This is a genomic window from Mucilaginibacter sp. (genome assembly GCF_025362475.1).
GTDB lineage: Bacteria > Bacteroidota > Bacteroidia > Sphingobacteriales > Sphingobacteriaceae > Mucilaginibacter.
Genome location: NZ_JANYGH010000033.1, coordinates 1 through 19999 on the forward strand (window position 1 = coordinate 1; position 19999 = coordinate 19999).

Here is a 19999-nt window from a genome sequence, read left to right on the forward strand (position 1 = left end):
CTTTCCGAAAATTTATCTGATCTTTTTTTGAAGCCTGCTTCTTCTCTCTTTCCCTCTTCCTGCTTCAAAAACCCTTTCAGTAACCTTTCTAAGAACAAATCCCGCTTCCTCGTTTGCGGGCTGCAAAGGTACGCCGATTTCACAATTCCGCAAGCTGTTTTTAACAATTACTTAACCTATAAGCTTAACTCCTTAGCAATCAATCTCAAAAACTTTATAAAAGGCTGTTCAACGGAAATTATGCGGGGAAACGGGGGCATTTTTCATCGGATAACGCTACTATACCTTTATATATGGTAAACTCACTTCCGTAATATCCTGATCTCCCTTTTTCAGTACATATATATTATATATACACCGTAATTGCGTTAGGGGTAGCAGCGGATACCGGCCCGAGCCTAATGCCTCGTGCGCGTATGAGCGGATGACCCGGCCGCAGGCAACGCCCACATTAAGAGCAACAGATCAATAAGGAATCACCTCGTTTGGCTCCAGACAACGTCGACGACAGTAATCCTCGCTGTATCTTATATATGTTGGATAGAAATTACTTATTGATTGGGCGTGTCAATAACTTATCATGCCATAAAAATAAATATATGGCATGAAATTGGTTTACATATAACTATGAAAATAGTCCACATCAACCTCAATCAACCTGTTAAAAGTGTCAGAAATACTATTTTTGATCTTCTTACCAAAAAGGCTGTAACACTGAAAGCGATTCATAACAGGCTATTGGGCAATAATCAAGATCGATCAACTCATTTTACGGGCTTTATTGCCTGATCACTATATAACATCTACCAATGAAAAAAGCTCCTTTTTAAGAAGCTTTTTTCATTTCTGTACTATATCTTTTTATTTTAATGTAGCTTTTTACAGACAGGCCTCCTGTCATTTGCACAAAAAATTACAGCAGAGTTAAAAAACACACTAAATTTAACAACTAAGAGTTAATCTATTTAGCTATTATCTCCACCCGCCACCTAAAGCATGATAAAGATTTACCACTGCCTGTAACTCCTGCAACCTGTCGTTAACTCCACCCAGCTGTGCAGATAGCAGGTTTTGTTCGGATGTTAATACATCCGTATAATTAGTGGCCGAGCTATATCTTAACAGCTCCTGAGTATAATCTACAGCCTTTTGCAGGGCTATAATCTGTTTGTTGCGTGCATCCTGTTTCTCCAAAGCGGTTTGCTGTGCGTACAGCGCATTGGAAACCTCCTGTCCGGCTACAAGCAGCGTTTTCTGGAAACTATTTAAAGCTTCCTGTTGCTGGGCTTGTGCGGTACGCAGGCGGGCTTTGTTTAGTCCCTGGTTAAAAATAGGTTGCGTTAGGCCGGCGGCTATATTATAGAATATAGAATTGACAAAAAAATCTTTCAACTGTAATGTAGATAAACCTCCGGAAGCAGTTATGGTAAATGACGGATAAAAATAAGTTTTGGCAACATTTGTATTCTCAAAAGCGGCTCTGAAAGCATATTCGCTTTGTTGCACATCGGGACGGTTGTTAAGTAATTGGGTTGGGATACCGGCCTGTAGTTCGCTTACTATCTTTTGATTAGCCAGGCTACTCCGGTTAATGGGTCCCGGCGCTCTTGAAAGCAATATATCTAAAGCGTTCTCGGTTTCGCGGATGCTGCGTTTTAAATCGGGAATGGATACTTCTACAGCATAACGGTTAGCCTCACTTTGCACCACGGCAGCACCGGTTACTACGGCACCGGCTTTAAGCTCTTTCATGGTTTCCACGTCCTTGATCCTGTTTTTGAGGGTTTCGAGCGTAATATCCATTTGCCTATCCAAAGCTAATAGCGTAAAATAATTATTTGCTATATCTGCAATTAATTGCGTTTGTACAGCCCTTTTCGCGGCATCGGTTTGTAAATAACCGGCAAGGGCCGCCCGCTTGGTACTGTTCAATTTACCCCAAACATCGGCTTCCCATGAAGATGTTAAACCGGCCTGGTATGTGGTGGTTAAGGTATTGATACTTACCCCGGCAGGATAATTTAAGCCGGCCGAGGATTGTTTATTCCTTGTTACACTTGCATTGACAGATAATGATGGATAAAACGCGGCCTTGCTTTGCTGCAATGTTGCCCGTGCTTCTAAAATCCTTTGTACAGCCGTTTTAAGATCAAGGTTATTATTCAACCCTTCCTGTATCAGCGCCCTTAACGCCGTATCAGCAAAAAGGCTTTGCCATGGCATTGTTGCCAGGGTAGTAGTATCGTTTAACTCGCGGTCGCGGTATAGCCCGCTGGTGATCACGCCCGGGGGATTATACGTTTTGGTAATTTTGCAGGACACCAATACACCAAATATCAGCGTAAAGAGCAATATATATTTAAAAACAGATTTGTTCATATTTTACCTTTTATGAATTAATTGGCAGCGGTTGTTACTGCTTCATCGTTTTCATCATCGTCATTATATTTTCGCTTGCCGCTTACTTTTTCCTGCAGATGCTGGAATATGATAAACAAAACAGGAATTACAAATACACCGAACACTGTACCCACAAACATCCCTCCTACAGCTCCTGTACCTATTGATCTGTTACCGTTGGCACCCGCTCCGGTTGAAACCATTAAAGGCATTATACCAAAAATAAAAGCGAAAGATGTCATGAGTATGGGACGTAAACGGGCTTCGGCACCTGCAATGGCAGCGGGAATCAGGTCCATGCCGGCCCTGCGCCTATCTAAAGCAAACTCAACAATCAGGATTGCATTTTTTGCCAGTAAGCCGATGAGCATAATGAGTGAGATCTGCAGATAAATGTTACTTCCTACTCCAAAAATTTGTGCAAACAAGTAGGTTCCCGCTAAACCCACAGGTAAAGAAAGAAGCACTGCAAAAGGCAGGATATAACTTTCATATTGGGCACTCAATAAAAAGTAAACAAACACCAGGCAAAGCATAAATATATAGGCTGATTGGGTACCGGTACTCAATTCTTCGCGGGTGAGGCCAGAAAACTCATAGTCGTACCCGGCAGGTAATGTTTGTTTGGCTACTTCCTTAATTGCCTTAATAGCATCGCCGGTACTATAACCAGGATTGGGTGACCCGGAAACAGAGATAGACGTAAAGAGGTTAAACCTCGAAATTGACTCGGGGCCGAATACTCTTTTTAGTGATATAAACGAGGTAATGGGTGCCATGGTACCAGCACTATTACGTACAAATATTTTGCTCAAGCCTATTTCATTAGCCCTGTAATCATAATCGGCTTGTACCATTACGCGATATTGTTTACCAAACTGGTTAAAGTTTGAAGCATACAAGCCACCATAGTAACCCTGCAATGTATTTAATACCGAATTTACGGTTACACCGGCTTCTTTACATTTTGCCACATTTACATCTACCTGGAATTGCGGAAAATTGGGATTAAATGATGAGTTCAAGCTTTGGATCTCTTTCCTCTTTTTAAGAGCCGCCTGGAAGTTGTTGCTTACTTTAAATAACTCATCAACAGTATGGCCTCCTTTATCCTGCAACTCCAATTCAAAACCATCGCTGTTACCAAAGCCCTGTAAGGTTGGTGGCGAAAAATAAAACACGTTGGCTTCCCTTAATCCACTTGTTTTAGTTGAAAGCTGACCAATGATGCTTTGAAGGCTTTGACTTTTCTCCTTACGTTGATCCCAGTTTTTCAGCTTCATGATTACCATAGCGTAAGCACTTCCCGAACCTGCTATAAAATTAAAACCTACCAGCTTAAGCGTATTCTGAACCTCGGGGATGGTATGGCCAATACTGTCTATTTTACTGGCAACAGCTTCGGTACGTTCCATTGAGGATGCAGGCGGTAGGCTGATAGCGGCAAAAACAGTTCCCTGATCTTCATTAGGGACAAAGCTTGATGGAGTTGTTTTAACCAAATACACCAACACGGCCGAAAACAAGGCGACAGCCGCGAGTGCTATCCATTTTTTATGAGCCAAAAAGTTTACCGTTTTTTTATACTTACCAGTTACCGCATCAAACGAAGCATTAAACACTACGTAAAAATGGTTAAGAAAACCATGCTTTTTAGTTCCCTTTTCATGTGGCTTTAAAAACAAGGCACACAAAGCCGGGCTTAATGTTAACGCGTTTACTGCCGATAGTAAAATGGCGACAGCCAGGGTAATACCAAATTGTTTATAGAAAACACCGGTTGAGCCGGTAATAAATGTTACGGGTAAAAACACAGCCGACATGACCAATGTAATGGAAACTATGGCGCCCGAGATCTCATTCATTGCATCTATGGATGCTTTTCGTGCCGATTTATAACCCAGATCGAGTTTGGCGTGTACTGCTTCAACCACAACAATGGCATCATCCACCACAATACCTATTGCCAATACCAGGGCAAATAGTGTGAGCAAGTTGATGGTAAAACCAAAAAGGTTAAGAAAGAAGAAAGTACCTACAATAGCTACCGGAACTGCGATGGCAGGGATCAGCGTCGACCTGAAATCCTGCAGAAATACAAATACTACAATAAATACCAGTATAAATGCCTCAATCAAGGTACTGATCACCTTTTCAATAGAGGCATCGAGGAAATTGTTGGCATCAACCAGGTAAGTGATCTTCATCCCTTTGGGGAACTTCTCGGCAGCCGCATCCAGGATCTTTTTTGATTCATTAATTACATCACGGGCATTTGAGCCGGCTGTTTGACTAATGGCCACTCCTACCGATGGTAAACTGTTGGTTTGGATATCAAAAGAGTAATCCAATGAACCTAATTCAATACGTGCCACATCATTTAACCGCAGCAATTGCCCGCCTCCTACAGATTTAATGATAATATTGCCAAATTCAGCAGCTGTTTTAAGTCGCCCTTTATACCTTATTACGTACTGGAATGATTGATTGCTGTTCTCGCCAAACTTTCCGGGTGCGGCTTCAATATTTTGCTCATTAAGCGCATCGGTAATATCATCAGGAATAAGGCTGTATCTCGACATAACGTCGGGTTTTAGCCAGATCCGCATAGAATAATCCCGCGATCCAAAAACATTGGCGTTACCCACACCGGTAACACGCTGTATTTGAGGTACCAGGTTTATCTTGGCATAGTTTTGTAAAAATGTTTCATCATAGGTTTTATTTTCGCTGTAGAGCGAAAAAATGATAAGGTTACTACTTTGGCTTTTGGCAACCGTAACACCAGACTGGGTAACTACCAACGGCAACAAACTGGTAGCTCTTGAAACCCGGTTCTGCACGTTTACAGCGGCCAGGTCGGGATTGGTGCCTACCTTAAAATAAACAGTGATAGATGCCGAACCGTCGTTACTGGCAGATGAGGTCATGTAGGTCATGTTCTCCACCCCGTTAATCTGTTCTTCCATCGGGATGATGACACTTTTAAGTACCACATCGGCATTGGCTCCGCTATAATAGGCCTGAACCTGTACAGTTGGCGGCGCAATATCAGGGTATTGTGAAATGGGCAGATTGATAAGTCCTAAAATACCCAGAATCAAAAGTAATACAGAAATAACTGTTGATAGTACCGGGCGTTCTATAAATTTTTTAAGCATAATATTGCTTTAGTAATGAGCAGAAGGTGAAAAGGTGTGATTATTTAAGGCTACCGTAAACAGATGAGGCGCTTACTTCATTCGGTTTAATAACAGTACCATCCTGTAGATTACCAGAGCTTTCCAGTATAATCTTATCGCCGGCTTTAAGACCATCGGAAACTACATAGAACTGACCAGCGGTGTTATCCATCACATTAATGGCTACATTTTTTATCTTATTTTGATCATCTACCACATACACAAAGCGTTTATCCTGTAGCTCATAAGTAGCGCTTTCGGGAACCAGTAATGCCGATTTAACCACATTTGGAATCCTTATCACCGCGCTGCTGCCACTGCGGATAAGGCCACGCGGATTCACAAAATCAGCCCGCACATTTGCTGTACCTGTAGCAGTATTGATTAAGCCATTTACAGTTTCAACACGGCCGCCGTGCTCATAAGTAGTTCCATCCGGCAATATCAGTGATACTGACGGGAGTTTGCTCAGCTTAGTTTTTAATGAGGTATTATTTACGCTATCCCTGCTCAAATTGAGCAATTGCTTTTCGTTAAGCGCGAAGTAGGCGTAAATATTTGATGTATTATAAACAGTTGTAAGCGGTTCTGTGGTGGAACCTGTTACCAGGCTTCCCAATTTATAAGGTAATGAGCCAATAACACCATTCACCGGACTGGTTATAGTGGTGTATCCTAAATTTACTTTGGCATTTACCAAAGCAGCCCTGGCCTGCGCCAATGCAGCCGCTTTTGATTGTTGTGTATACTCGGCAGATTCAAGTTCATAATGGCTGATGATATCCTTTTCAACAAGTGGCTTCACTTTGTTTACCTGCATTTTGGCCATGCTCAGATCAGCTTCGGCGGTTTTAATACCGGCTTCAGCCGTGCGCACTTCCTGCTCATATTGCGGAGCGTTTATTTTAAAAAGCAATTGCCCCTTGGTTACAACGGAGCCTTCGTCTACATAAATTCTCTCTACGTAACCATCAACCTTGGGCCTTATTTCGATATTCTGCTGTCCCTGAATACTTGCCGGATAATCAATATTTAACGTAGCCGACCGGGGTTGCAATTGCATTACTTTGTAATCCAAAACCTGGTTTACCGGGCCTGCCGCAGCCTGCTTGCTTTTATCAACACAGGCAGAAAAGAACACCGTAGAAACCATCGTGATCATAATTCCCTTAGCAATAGTTAAGGGCGTTAAATTGGATTTTTTTAAAGGCAGGATAAAAGACATCATTATTATTTAAATCATAATCAATACCGGGTACGGCAAAGCGGCCGCTAAATTCGGATATAATTTCTATATAGATGTTTAAGTAGATGGTATTGTTACAGGATAAGTAAAATTTTATGCTTTAAGTTTAAATTGCCAATATCCAGCAAAGCCGAAACAGCGCATCCGGAATGTTCATATACCTTGAATTTCATAATAAGTTGTAAGTGCAGATATCTACCCTTTTTATATCAAAACAGCATAAAATTATTAAGATACCGCTTACAATCCTCTCAAAAACAGTAAATTTATAAACTATTATAAATCAATTACCTTATCCTGTAAAAGGTACATCAAAACGATAATGAGAAGACTTTTTTTACTCGCGCTTTTATTTTTCACGCTTAGTGTTAAATCGCAAACCTTAACTCCGCGGCAACAATATCCCGACTTATTTGAAGCCGTTCAATTGTCAAACATATTTCCGGATAATAAAACCTTTGTTGATGCTGTACCCAGGCAAGATCCGGCATTGATCATGAAAGCTTATCATGATCAAAAGGATAAACCGGGTTTTGATTTAAAGGCATTTGTATTAGCAAATTTTGATATACCCGTATCTCATAATGCTTTCCAAACTGATATTGAAGCTGGGATTCGTAAGCATATTGATACGTTGTGGCAGGTATTGCAGCGCAGACCAGATGAGGCAAAGGCCAATTCATCAACATTGGCACTGCCCAATCCATACATAGTTCCCGGCGGTCGTTTCCGGGAGATCTATTATTGGGATTCCTATTTTACGATGCTGGGTTTACAGGAGAGTCATCAAATTAAGGTGATCCACAACATGGTAGAGAACTTTGCTTACCTGATTGATAAATATGGTTTTATACCCAACGGCAACCGCAGCTATTACCTTACCCGTTCGCAACCGCCATTTTTTGCCATGATGGTAAACCTGCTGGCCAAAAACGAAGGGCAACAGGTACTAACCCAATTCAGGCCTCAACTAATTAAGGAGTATAATTACTGGATGCTGGGTTCGGCACAGTTAAAAATAAATTCAAAAAGCCATAGAGCCGTACGTATGCGTGGTGGCGAAATCATGAACCGCTACTGGGACGAAAGCGACCAACCCAGGGAAGAATCATATGTGAAGGACGTTGATGCAGCTAAAGAAACCAAAGAACCCCTACCCCAGTTTTATCATAATATACGGGCTGCTGCTGCTTCAGGATGGGATTTCAGTACCCGTTGGTTTGATGCATCGGGCAAGCTTGCCACTATACAAACCACTGATATTGTACCGGTTGACTTGAATTGCCTGATCTATAATCTTGAACTAACCATTGCCCATTCCTACCAGCAAAGTGGTAATTTAAAACTATCCGGGCAATATCGGACCAAAGCCGAAAACAGAAAAAAAGCGATATTAAAATACTGCTGGAACCGCAAAACCGGTTGGTTTGATGATTACAATCTGCAACTAAATCAACTATCGGCCGTACCTACCCTTGCAGCTGAATTTCCGTTGGAATTTAAAATTGCGACAAAAGAGCAGGCCCGGTTAATAGCCGAAGGGTTAAAAAATAATTTCCTGAAACCCGGCGGCTTGGTTACCACTTTGAACTTCTCTGGCCAGCAATGGGATGCGCCAAATGGCTGGGCGCCTTTACAATACATGGCTATTGATGGTTTAGAAAAATACAATTACAATGCATTGGCAAAAGAAATTGCCACCCGCTGGTTGAGGTTAAATATTCGTGTGTTTAAGCAAACCGGCAAATTATTGGAAAAATATAATGTGGTTGATACCAAATTAACGGCCGGCGGTGGCGAGTACCCTTTACAAGATGGTTTTGGATGGACAAATGGGGTGCTACTCCATCTTATTAACCGCTATCATTTTGATCCGGCGCAGGAATCGAAGAATTTACCTGAGAACCAGAATTGATTTTTGAAATTATTTAAGATGCGTATGCGATACGCATCTTAAATATCCCTTCTATTTAATTGTATAAGTACTTTTATTAAGCCCGACACCAGTAATCTTCAATGATTTCCAGTTTGATGGCAATTTGCTTTTAACCTGCACAATACCTGCAGGCGTGATATCCAAACCGCCAAAACCCATCAGTAAGCTTTGAATGATGCCTCCTGCTCCGGTGGCAAAGTAAGGGTTGGTGCCTCCTTTGGTTTCTGCAATTACCCTAAACGGCGGATTAAGGTTGGGCTCATAAGCATCTTTAAAAAAATGATAAGCTTTATCACCATTACCCAAACGGGCATACAATAATGCAAAAACAGCTTGCGTCATGGCAGGTGTACCTTCATTTGGCACACGGGTTTCATAATATTCAAGGTCCCTTTTTATTTGAGCAGGATCAGTTATGGTTTTTAACGGATAGGCCAGCAGGTTTACATCGGCCTGTTTAATACCCTCGCCATTGTAGCTGGCGTGTTCGCGGGTAACTCCATTATCCAATTTAAGGATAGGGATATTTTGAGCAACCGTTTGCCAGTCAGCATCGGCCTTCTCCCCTAATATTTTTGCCGCAGCGGTTGCGTTTAAGAGGTTGGCTTTGGCAGCAGCATTGGTAAAAGCATTGTTATCAATATTTTCGGCCCATTCATCAGCAGCCACCACATTTTTAATATCATATTGGCCCGGACCGTTACGCTCTACCCTGCTTGCCCAAAAATCGGCAGTTGCTGATAGTATTGGCCAACCTTTTTCGCGCAGCCATTGCTTATCCTGGGTTACACAATAATAATTCCAGGCGGCCAGGGCAACATCGGCTGTTATATGATGCTCAAACGGACCGCTCAATGCCCAAACAGGAGTTTCTTCTACCCCACTATCGGCACTTTCCCAGGGGAACATAGCCCCCTTGTAACCATGCGAAAACGCATTTTTACGGGCCGCTTCCAGTCGTTCAAATCTATATTCAACCATTGATTTTGCTATATCGGGATGTAACACCAACATTGCCGGGTACATCCAAACATCGCAATCCCAAAATACGTGACCATTATAACCCAAACCAGAAAGGCCCATTGGCGAAGGTGAATAAGCTGTGCCCGCACGCGAGAATGAGTACAGGTGATATAACATACTGTGTACATCCTGCTGCGCCTGGGCATCACCCTCAATTTGTATATCACTGGCCCACAAATCATCCCATGCTTTATTATGAAATTTAATGAGGCGGTCGCGGCCTTCCAGTTTGGCAAAAATGGTTAGTCGTTCAGCCTCGTTTAGTGGGTCGGCGTGGTGTGCAGATGTTATTGATGAGCCTGTTACCGCGTATTTATAAGTTTGGCCCGCTGCAATAGCTTTGCTAAATTTCATCAGGTGCATGTTATTATCCCACATTTCGTGAATAATCCGTGGCTCCTGCCCGTGTGGCTCATTAAACAAAAACGAAGTTGAGGCACATAACTGCATTTTACCTGTCGGGCTTTTCGCCGTTGAAGTTAAAAGGCTGATTGTAACATGCGGGCGGTCAATTTCATTGTAATAATTCTGTACTTCTTTCAATGCATCCGGCGCTTCCATCACGCTTGCCGATGTAATATTAACAGCCTTTTTGGCTACAACTGATACATCCATCAACACAGTGAATGGCAACTGGCGCAGGGAATAATAAGTGTATTTTATAGTGGCCTTATCACCATAATCAAACGTTGTGGTAAATGCCGCGTGCTGCATATCCAGCTCCTGCTTAAAATTACTGATGTTTTTGGTATCGATGCGTTTACCATCAACCTCCAGATACATGTTAAGCAGGTTAAAACTGTTTAAAAAATTGCTCACTCTGCCACGACCGTAAAGGTCATAAGCACCTGCCAATACCACGTTTTTCACCTTAAAAGGTTCTGGTGCCGATACAATGCCGATCATTCCGTTGGCAACAGTAATTCCGTAATAGTTGGCCGGATCGATCTTATCAGCCTTGATATTCCAGGGGTCAATACCACCTTGAGCGCTTACCACAATTGGAGCACATAAGGTTATCAGTAAAAACCATTTTGATAGTCTTTTCATTATCAATTTTAATTGATTTATTTAATTTTTAGTTGAAGCTTTTTCACCACCAGCTGCCCTATTTCAGCACCTTGTTTATTACCTACGACACAAGCATTTTTAAAGTGAATGCCGCCATACACTCTTGACATTGCTGCCGATTGCGCTGCTTCCCGGAAAGATTTGAAAGAAAGCGGATCAATACCAAATTCCATTTCGGACGAATCCGTATAGGCAAAATTATCACCAAACTTACTTGTAAGCACTTCGGCTGCGGCTGATGATATTACAGCGTGCCCGCTACTATACTCAGGGAATGGAGGAGTTTGAATATACGGCCGCCAATCTGCATTAATATATTTGGTAATTACTGTTTCTGGCCTTACGTAGTTAGATCTGTATTTTAAATACCAGCAATTGATGAATCCATCAAACAAAGCAATAGCAGTTTCCGCATATACGCTAACGGTGGTATTAAAATCAAGTTTTTTTGCTCTTGTAGCCACCCCGGTAATGTTCATCCAATGGCCTCCCGGCGAAAACTTTTTGGTGGCAAACGATGCGTGGCCTACTACATTAAGCTTAAAAGCATTGTCATCCCAAAAATCTGCCTGGTGCTTTTGTTCTTTGGTCAAACTATCGACCAATTGCTTAACCTCAACAGCCTGCAGGTAAAATTTACTGTTCTTATTTTTCACATCAAACAACGGTGGATTTGGCGGTATAAATTGTGCAGCTGAATCAAGTACCATTGGTCTTATTTCGCCCCAATGTGCTTCTAACGCCTGGGCATACATGGGTGGTGTTGGTATCCAGCGGCCATCCTGTTGTTTTACTGTGTATTTACTTGCCGACCTGGTTTTTAAATAGTTATCACCCTTGCTCCACTTCATGATAAATTTGGCCACTTTATTAGCGTAATTTACCGAGCCTTCAAAAAGATCATTAGGCATACCGGCATCTTTTGCCTTTTGCTTTAAGCCATCAACATACTGATCCATACTACCTTCCGGAAACGTTACCGCATTACCCACATAACAAAATGCCAGTAAGGATGCAAATTGGTAATCAACCGTAGTATCTTTTGAGGGCCTTGGCGTTGGCGGCAGATGTTTAATTTGCCCGGACAGTGACCTGAAATGTGTTGAATCGCCAGCTGCTATTACCTGGTACGCCGCTATATTGGCATAAGCATAATTCCGAGAGGCGGTAACCGGCGGAAAATTATTTTCTAATACAATATCGTTAAGCTTTTTTACTGTTACACGGTACAGTTCAGGATCATGTAAAACTTTTTCATAATCGGGCTTTTTACAGGATGCGAATAAAAACAATACTCCTGCAATACAAAATAAAAAGAGTTTCATAATTTAAAATATAGGTTAAAAATCACATAGATATCGTGGCGATATCCACAGGTTTTCATATTGGATTAACAGCCAATATAGGCTTTTTAATGCTATACATCAGCATATAAAACGTTGTTTTTTGACATAAAATATCGTTTATTTATTTCGGTGCTGGCTGGCTTATTTTTGCTGTAAATGCAAATAAGCTGCTCAGTATTCATAGATTTACGCCCCCGATTAAACCAAATGAAAAGAATAACATTTATAGTTTTAGCTGTTGCTGCAGTAATTATAATAGCAATATATTTAATAATCCCATCTACCTTAACAATTAACAACCAGGTTAACATTGATGCATCCGACGCTATCGCTGCTAAGTTTTTAACCCATAGCAAACAATGGGAAAAATGGTGGCCCGGCACCAGGGTTGATAATAACCAGTTTGATTACGGAGACATCCATTTTTATATTAGCCAAACTACCAACGGCGGTGCACATGTTACTTTGCAAAAGGGCAATATGAAACTCAATAGCGAAATCAGTTATCTTGCTGACGATTTTGCTGTGAAAATAACATGGCATACTGAATTACAAAACAGCCTTAATCCGGTTCAAAGGGTTGAAAATTATTTAAATGCCCAGGCTCTTAAAACCAAAACAGCCGAAATTTTAAAGCACCTTAAATTATTCCTGGAGGATAAAAATAATGCTTATGGTTATAAAATATATATTAATAAAATAAAGGACCCTTATTTGCTCACTACAACTACAAGTAGTGCTAACTATCCGTCCATTCAAACGATTTATGAAAAAGTTGACGACCTTAAAGCACAAGCTAAAACTAAAGGTGTTATGTTGACCAACTTCCCAATTCTTAATGTAACAAAAATTGCAAATAAAGAATACCAGATTACCGTTGCAATCCCGATCAATAAAACAATTAAGCCAGACCAAAAATCATTCATGAACAACCTTGTACTGGGTGGCAATTTGTTAGTAATGGATGTAAAGGGTGGACCTAACACTATAAGTGACGCCTTTGGCGCCGTTAAAGCTTATATGAAAGATCATAATTTAACATCGCCAGCCATGCCTTTTGAATCACTAATCACGGATAGATCCGCTGAAAAAGACACTTCAAAATGGGTAACCAAAATATACTATCCGATATTTTAAACCATAACTACTTAGTAACCAAAACAATCCTACCATCATAGGTAACAATAAGATAATCTGCACTTCCAACTCGTTTTATGGTTGAAATATATGGCAGTTCCTGGAAGTTAAAGGCTGCGTTTATTAAATAACCCGGGGGCGAAAACTGTTTTAGTTGTTTGTTATAATGCAAACCAACTAAACCCAAAGCATCATATTTACCTTCATAAGGAACAACTCCCCAAAAGTTACCGTTAAGCAATACATCCCCGCTTTTATCGTCAGCGAGAATTGATCGTATAGGCGCCTGCTGGTATTGGTAAGGTAACTCTTTAAATGTAGTAGCATGCAGCACATCGCTTACAAAAATACTGCTGAATTGATTGGCAGCTAAACGATCGTTATCATTCAATTTATCTTTAAATATTTCGCTGGTTGTTTTATCAGCCATTTTTTGGTAGCTTAGCCATTCTTTTTTCAAATAAGGCAGTTCTTGTTCCAAATCATTCTTTGGCCTAAAGGGATAATAGTTTCCTTTAACAAAGTAGGATAAAATCAAGTCGTTTTTTCCATCCTTATCCAAATCGGCATTGTAAGCATACAATGGTTGGTTTGGGGTTACATTATATTTATTATTTAAGCCCCAGTTACCTGCTATAAGGTCGGCTTTGCCATCTCCATCCATATCGGTAACTATAGCTGATTGCCACCAGCCCTTTTCATTATCCAATACCTTCGAAGAAAATTTACGAAGTTTTTTACCATCATTTAAAAAAATCTGAATAGGCTGCCACTCAGCGGTGATCACCAGATCGGATTTACCATTATGGTCAACATCGGCTTCGGTAACGCTGGTTATATATTGGATTGACGTTATATCATCATAAACCTTATCATGACTAACATCGAAATTACCATTGCCTCTGTTTATCAAAATAGCTGATGGCACTTTGGCCGTATAATCTTTATAGGATATACTTCCGGTTAATAATATATCCTTCAATCCATCGCCATTAAAATCAAACACAGCAATTTTTGATGTTTGATTGGTTATTTTAGGCAATGCCCTATACTCAAACTTGAAATTACCTTTGTTAATATATAAGCGCGGAGGTAATCTTTTGTCATCATCTAAAAGCGGGTGATTAGTGCTGATCACAACCAGGTCGGGCTTACCATCATTATCAACATCGGCCCAAACAGCCTGCTCATCTCCATATTCATTAAATTTATCAAATTCCGCTACTTTCACTTTATCATAACCGCCTGCTTTGTTTCCGGCGAGTATATATTTTTCTTCACCGGTCAAGCCACCAACGTAAATATCATCGATGCCATCACCATTAACATCGGCAACCGCAATAGCGGGGATATGCGGTAAATAGGTATGCGGCAATAATGAATAATAATTGAAATCGGGTGTATCAAAAGTTTTTACTTGAGTCAACAGTTTAGCTTGTACAGGTTTGTAGTCCGACTGTTTTTCCCCACTAATGAAGGTACTTATCACCGATGAAATGTCATTAGTCGACTGCACTTGTTTACTATTATAAGTTATTATCGCTTTTTTACCCTGTTTAAAATTACTAACGATCTGCCAGGTATTATCAGGCCATATCACTAAAAGATCAGTTGGTTTATCTCCGGGTAAAAAAGTAAAAAGCAATTCGTTACTTAGGTTACTTTCGTAAGCATTACTGGTTTGTATTTCCTGGTGATCTACCTGTTTACCTGATTTCAGGAAAAACTTCGTTCCGATACCGTCAAGATTGGCTTTGGAGTATTTAACCGCATATTTTAAAAAGCCCGGCTTATCATCTTTATGGCTTTCCATCGCAGTGTTTTTATATAGATAGGCAGGTTCATCCATATTGTTGGTTACAATCTCCAGGTCACCATCATTATCCAGATCCACAGCTACAGAGCCCGCAGAAATAGAGGGCTGCTGCATATCATTTGTAAATGAGGCATCGGTGAATTTCAGCAGATCATCTCCGTGGTAAAAAAAATTGTGAACAGCGCCATCAGGCATCAGGTTGATCTTATCTTTATCAAAAACGCGGCTATTTTTATACTCCTGCATCACAGCCGGATTGCCCAGATATTTAAGATAATCCATATCATTGAGCCGCTTTTTTATTCCGTTGCTAAAAAAAAGATCCTTGCGACCATCCATATCAAAATCCTGCACCAGGGGCGACCACGTCCAATCTGTAGCTGATACACCGCTGTATAAACTCATATCAACAAATTTATTTCCATTGCCAACATTCAGTTGCAGGCTATTTTTTGAATATTGATAATAATAGCCTGCATTTACCTCCTGGTTATAAATATCCAATGGTTCATCATTGATAGTTGATCGTAATGCTTTTATATCCTCGGGAAGCATATCTGTAGTAAGCACATCCAAATGACCATCTTTGTTGATATCACTAATCGTATTCCCCATAGAGAACAGGCTGGTATGCCCAAAGGCAGTTTTAAGCTGTTCTTTAAAAGTACCATCATGCTGGTTGATATAGTAATAATCCTGCTCAAAAAAATCGTTACTTACATAAATATCGTCCCAGCCATCGTTGTTCAAATCGCCGATACTAAGGCCAAGCCCATAACCTATTGGAGCACTATAAATGCCTGATTTTTGGGTAACATCGGTAAAATGGCCGCCATCATTCCTGAAAAGATGATCGCCGGCATCATGACTGTATTTAAACCTTAAGGTAGAATCGCCATAGGTATCATTGCTATGTACAGAGGAGGCAAGCAGAAACATATCCAAATCACCATCCTTATCATAATCAAAAAAAGAAACTTGGGTTGACAGGCCTGCAAAGTCGAGCCCGTATTTTGCCGCGCTTTCTGTAAACGTAAGGTCGCCGTTGTTTATATACAGTTGATTTTTACCCTTAAAACCTTTATAGCCAGATACTACGGATACATAAATATCCTTTAATCCATCCCCATTAATATCAACTACAGTAACGCCGGTTTTCCAATTACCAGTACCGGCAACGCCCGCTTTTGCGGTGATATCATCAAACTTTAAACCACCTTTATTTAAATAAAGCTTATTAGGTCCCTGGTTTGATACAAAATAAAGATCCTGCAAACCATCGTTATTAAAATCGGCTGCAGCTACCCCTGCCCCATTATAGAAATAGAGGTAATCTAAAATATTAACCGAATCTGATACAATATTTTTATTTACAAACCCTATCCCTGTTTCACTTGCGGATAGCAATTTAAAAACACCTTCTCCTGCTTTTTTAGGTTTGCATGAACTCATGTAAAAAATCCCGATAAAAAACAGGAAGCCAAACAATTTCATGGGCGCTGGTATATATTTTGCAAATAGCGACATCTTGAATATTAACGTAATTTATATGCCTTAAGCGGTTGATTATTTATACCAAACAGGTAATATTTGTTACCCATGATGTTTTTAATAACCAATGATGACCTCACCTGCCCGTTTAAATCAAACCCTGTTTTTGATGGGGAGTAGTAGCTAAACCCATTTTTATTATATTGATAAACCTGGCCGTGGCTTGCATCAAGCCTTCCTACTTCTGGTTTAAAGCCATAAAAGTTGCCTCCTAATATTATTTTGATATGGCCTGTATTATCAATATCATCACATAAAATAGTGTTAACCATTGAAAACTGCGCCTCGGCAGGCAAAGGTTTACAGGTGAATTTTTTGCCGTTATTTAAAAATACCGCCGAAGCTAAAAAGTTCATCTCGTGTTTTTCGGCACCTTCAAGCATATCATTTGTAAATACTTCATTAAAGGGTTTTCCGGCGTAATCTATATACCTCAAAAAGCGTTTCTTTAATATCGGCAGCTGGCCAACAAGATCGGGTTTCATATGAAAAACATATTTAACGTTATCACTTCTGTACATCGAAGTAACACATTCTTTTGTGCCGTTCTTATCAAAGTCTTTTATATAAATTTCCATAGGCTCGGTAAATGATGCTCTGAACTTGGAGTTTAAGCCAATATTACCACCAATAATATCCAAATTTCCATCGCCATCAACATCCGCAATTTCAAGACTGCTCCACCAGCCTTTGTAATTAGCCAGTTGTTTATCTTCGGTAAACCGGCCTTTAAAATTTTTAAAAATCCTAATGCCCATCCAGTTACCGGCCACCACAAGGTCGGCATAACCATCTTTATCCAAATCGGCCCATTTGGCAGCTGTTACCATACCCAGATTGGTGTTTTTACCTAATACCTGTGCCGATACATCTGTAAAATGCCCATTGCCATCGTTATGAAATACAAATGATTTTGGCGAACATCCATAAAGCCCGGGCACGCTGCGGCCACCAATAAACAGATCCGGATGACCATCGCCATCATAATCACAGGATACAATTACCGATGCGTTAACTGCGGCATGTAAAGTTTTATCAGCATTGCGGTGAAAATTTCCTTTACCATCGTTTTCATAAAAACGGGGGTTATATACAGGCGTCTCAGCTTCGTCTGCGTTACCACCTACTCCGATGATGAGGTCCTGATCGCCATCTCCATCAAAATCACCAAATACGGCGCCTGCGTTTTCAAGATATTCCTGTTTTTTTAAATCATCAGGAATGGTTTGTTTAAAGCTGCCATTTTTTTGTTGTATATAGATAGCAGCAAAGCCATTTTTTGAGCTGCCAAAATAAAAATCCGTCAAACCATCATTGTTCACATCACCCTTTGCCATATATGGATTTTCGATTGATAACATCTGCAGCATCAGGCGTTCATTATCAAAATCGATAAAATCATCTTCTTTGTGCCTTGGTATGCTATCAAAAATAGCTTTGGTTACATCTGTAAATAATGGCTTTACAACAGGCTTACTCCAATTGTAGGTAAGGTTAGCGTCGGCTTGTTTACAAGTGTAAACTTTATCGCCTTTAACGTTTTGCAAAAGCTGATATTTGCCTCCCGGCCAAATTACCTGCACTGAATCTACCTGTTTAAATTTACCTATACCAATAGTTAGCAAATTGGGTGATGTACAGCTTTGAAAACCACGGGTTGGCTGGTTATAGTAAATAAGCGAGCTGCCTTTCATGAAAGCCTTAATAGTTGTACCTACCCCAAAGCTATTTAAAGTATTGCCCTTTAACTTTAATTGAATATAATGATTGCCATTTTTTTCGGCGTTGCTTTTATAAATGTAAACAGGAGAATTTACGTTATTCACCACCAGATCGTTATCGCCATCATTATCTAAATCGGCATAAGCGGCGCCGTTACTGAATGACGGTTTATCCAAACCAAAATCGGCTGATTTATTGGTGAATGTGAGATTATGATTATTTAAGTAAGCATAGTTTGATAAAGGGGTTGAAATCATTTTATCTGTAAAATCCTTAAAATCAAACTTCTTGCGCCCTTCGGCAATTTTTGCCATATTATCCCGATTGCCCAAAAACTCGATATAATCCTGGTCGGTAAGGTCTTTGTAAATCCCGTTAGATATAAAAATATCTTTCCAGCCATCGTTATCCATATCAAACATCAGCGCGCCCCAGCTCCAGTCGGTAGCGGCTATGCCCGAGTAAAAAGCTGTTTCAGAAAATGTTCCATCGCCGTTATTTACCTGCAGGCAATTTTGCATGTATTGATTATAATAACCATCGTATTGTTTGGCTTTAATTACGTCATATGATTCAAAAGATGACATTTTTTTAAGGCGTTTATCTCCTTCGGGCAGCATCTCTGTAGTAAAAATATCATACTGACCGTCGTTGTTAATGTCGGCTATGTCTGAGCCCATAGAAGCCAGGCTAACGTGACCTGTTTCATTTTGAATATCTTCTTTAAAAGTACCATCCTTTTGATTGATGTATAAGTAATCCCGCTCAAAAAAATCATTGGATACATAAATATCCGGGTAGCCATCCTGGTTAACATCAGCAACAGAAACGCCAAGACCAAAACCAATATCGCTGGAGAATATGCCTGCCTGCCGGGTTACATTAGTAAAATGCCCGCCATCATTACGATACAAGCGTGCTCCACCCAATTCATCAACAACAGACCTCAGATCCTTATTAAAATCAAATGATCCTATTGGCCTGAAAGAGTTATTTAACACAAAGCAATCCAGATCGCCATCGTTATCATAGTCAAAAAATATGGCCTGGGTCGATAATCCATTATCTACCAGGCCATATTTTTCAGCTTCTTCTTTAAATGTACCATCATGCTGATTTATAAATAATTCATTTCCTTTTTCTTTACCATGGGCGTTACCACTATGGCAAACATAAATATCAAGCCAGCCATCGCCATTAATATCAACCATGGTTGCCCCCGTACTCCAATATTTAGTCCCTTTTACTCCGGCTTTATCTGTAATATTTTCAAATTTCCAATTGCCCTTATTAATATAAAGTTGATTGCCCCCCATATTTGAGGTTAGATAAACATCATTAAGTCCATCATTATTAACATCGCCAATGGCTACACCACCTCCGTTGTAATAATTGCGGAAGGTAAACACGTTTGTACGATCCTGATCATTTAACTGATTGACGAAATTTATACCTGTTTCATCATTTTCCTGAAGTGTGAATAACGAAAATTCATTACCGGTTTTGCAGCTAAATATTACAAGTAAGGGAAAAACGAAAAACCACTTTTTAGATAGTATCATACTTTTA

The 19999-nt window shown here is 40.2% G+C and carries 9 protein-coding genes; 2 read left to right on the top strand and 7 right to left on the bottom strand.

Going from position 1 to position 19999, the window contains the following annotated elements:
- Positions 1 to 972 precede the first annotated feature (972 nt).
- Genes Q0R88_RS11740 through Q0R88_RS11750 form a run of 3 tightly spaced genes read right to left on the bottom strand, consistent with a single transcriptional unit; the run spans position 973 to position 6810 of the window.
- Positions 973 to 2379 carry an efflux transporter outer membrane subunit gene (locus Q0R88_RS11740; RefSeq protein WP_295716290.1) on the bottom strand — a complete coding sequence of 469 codons (1407 nt, stop codon included), beginning with the start codon at positions 2377 to 2379 and terminating at the stop codon, positions 973 to 975.
- A gap of 17 nt (positions 2380 to 2396) precedes the next feature.
- Positions 2397 to 5561 (bottom strand): efflux RND transporter permease subunit, encoded by a 3165-nt coding sequence (locus tag Q0R88_RS11745; protein WP_295716292.1) that lies wholly within the window; start codon positions 5559 to 5561, stop codon positions 2397 to 2399.
- 40 nt (positions 5562 to 5601) lie between these two features.
- The gene (locus Q0R88_RS11750) at positions 5602 to 6810 is read right to left on the bottom strand and encodes an efflux RND transporter periplasmic adaptor subunit (protein WP_295716293.1); all 1209 of its coding nucleotides are present in this window, start codon (positions 6808 to 6810) and stop codon (positions 5602 to 5604) included.
- A gap of 340 nt (positions 6811 to 7150) precedes the next feature.
- Between Q0R88_RS11750 and treA the strand changes: the two genes are divergently transcribed.
- Positions 7151 to 8743, top strand: coding sequence for an alpha,alpha-trehalase TreA (gene treA, locus Q0R88_RS11755; protein WP_295716295.1), 1593 nt, complete (start codon positions 7151 to 7153; stop codon positions 8741 to 8743).
- A gap of 51 nt (positions 8744 to 8794) precedes the next feature.
- On the opposite strand, the gene Q0R88_RS11760 is transcribed toward treA, so the two are convergent.
- Positions 8795 to 10837 (bottom strand): glycoside hydrolase family 65 protein, encoded by a 2043-nt coding sequence (locus Q0R88_RS11760; protein WP_295716297.1) that lies wholly within the window; start codon positions 10835 to 10837, stop codon positions 8795 to 8797.
- A gap of 17 nt (positions 10838 to 10854) precedes the next feature.
- Positions 10855 to 12183, bottom strand: a complete 1329-nt coding sequence (locus tag Q0R88_RS11765) for a vanadium-dependent haloperoxidase (protein WP_295716299.1) — start codon at positions 12181 to 12183, stop codon at positions 10855 to 10857.
- Positions 12184 to 12411: 228 nt separating this feature from the next.
- Between Q0R88_RS11765 and Q0R88_RS11770 the strand changes: the two genes are divergently transcribed.
- Entirely contained in the window at positions 12412 to 13341 is a 930-nt protein-coding gene (locus tag Q0R88_RS11770) for a hypothetical protein (RefSeq protein ID WP_295716301.1), read from the top strand.
- 7 nt (positions 13342 to 13348) lie between these two features.
- On the opposite strand, the gene Q0R88_RS11775 is transcribed toward Q0R88_RS11770, so the two are convergent.
- Both Q0R88_RS11775 and Q0R88_RS11780 read right to left on the bottom strand, forming a co-directional pair.
- The gene (locus Q0R88_RS11775; protein ID WP_295716305.1) at positions 13349 to 16684 is read right to left on the bottom strand and encodes a VCBS repeat-containing protein; all 3336 of its coding nucleotides are present in this window, start codon (positions 16682 to 16684) and stop codon (positions 13349 to 13351) included.
- Positions 16685 to 16692: 8 nt separating this feature from the next.
- Positions 16693 to 19992: a VCBS repeat-containing protein gene (locus tag Q0R88_RS11780; protein ID WP_295716308.1), complete on the bottom strand. Its 3300-nt coding sequence runs from the start codon at positions 19990 to 19992 to the stop codon at positions 16693 to 16695.
- Between the last annotated feature and the right edge of the window lie 7 nt (positions 19993 to 19999).

What these genes read in the sequence shown, in the direction of transcription:
- treA (WP_295716295.1), top strand. Translation starts at nt 7,151, where the DNA reads ATGAGAAGACTTTTTTTACTCGCGCTTTTATTTTTCACGCTTAGTGTT.
- Q0R88_RS11745 (WP_295716292.1), bottom strand. Translation starts at nt 5,561, where the DNA reads ATGCTTAAAAAATTTATAGAACGCCCGGTACTATCAACAGTTATTTCT.
- Q0R88_RS11775 (WP_295716305.1), bottom strand. Translation starts at nt 16,684, where the DNA reads ATGTCGCTATTTGCAAAATATATACCAGCGCCCATGAAATTGTTTGGC.
- Q0R88_RS11770 (WP_295716301.1), top strand. Translation starts at nt 12,412, where the DNA reads ATGAAAAGAATAACATTTATAGTTTTAGCTGTTGCTGCAGTAATTATA.
- Q0R88_RS11740 (WP_295716290.1), bottom strand. Translation starts at nt 2,379, where the DNA reads ATGAACAAATCTGTTTTTAAATATATATTGCTCTTTACGCTGATATTT.
- Q0R88_RS11750 (WP_295716293.1), bottom strand. Translation starts at nt 6,810, where the DNA reads ATGATGTCTTTTATCCTGCCTTTAAAAAAATCCAATTTAACGCCCTTA.
- Q0R88_RS11760 (WP_295716297.1), bottom strand. Translation starts at nt 10,837, where the DNA reads ATGAAAAGACTATCAAAATGGTTTTTACTGATAACCTTATGTGCTCCA.
- Q0R88_RS11765 (WP_295716299.1), bottom strand. Translation starts at nt 12,183, where the DNA reads ATGAAACTCTTTTTATTTTGTATTGCAGGAGTATTGTTTTTATTCGCA.
- Q0R88_RS11780 (WP_295716308.1), bottom strand. Translation starts at nt 19,992, where the DNA reads ATGATACTATCTAAAAAGTGGTTTTTCGTTTTTCCCTTACTTGTAATA.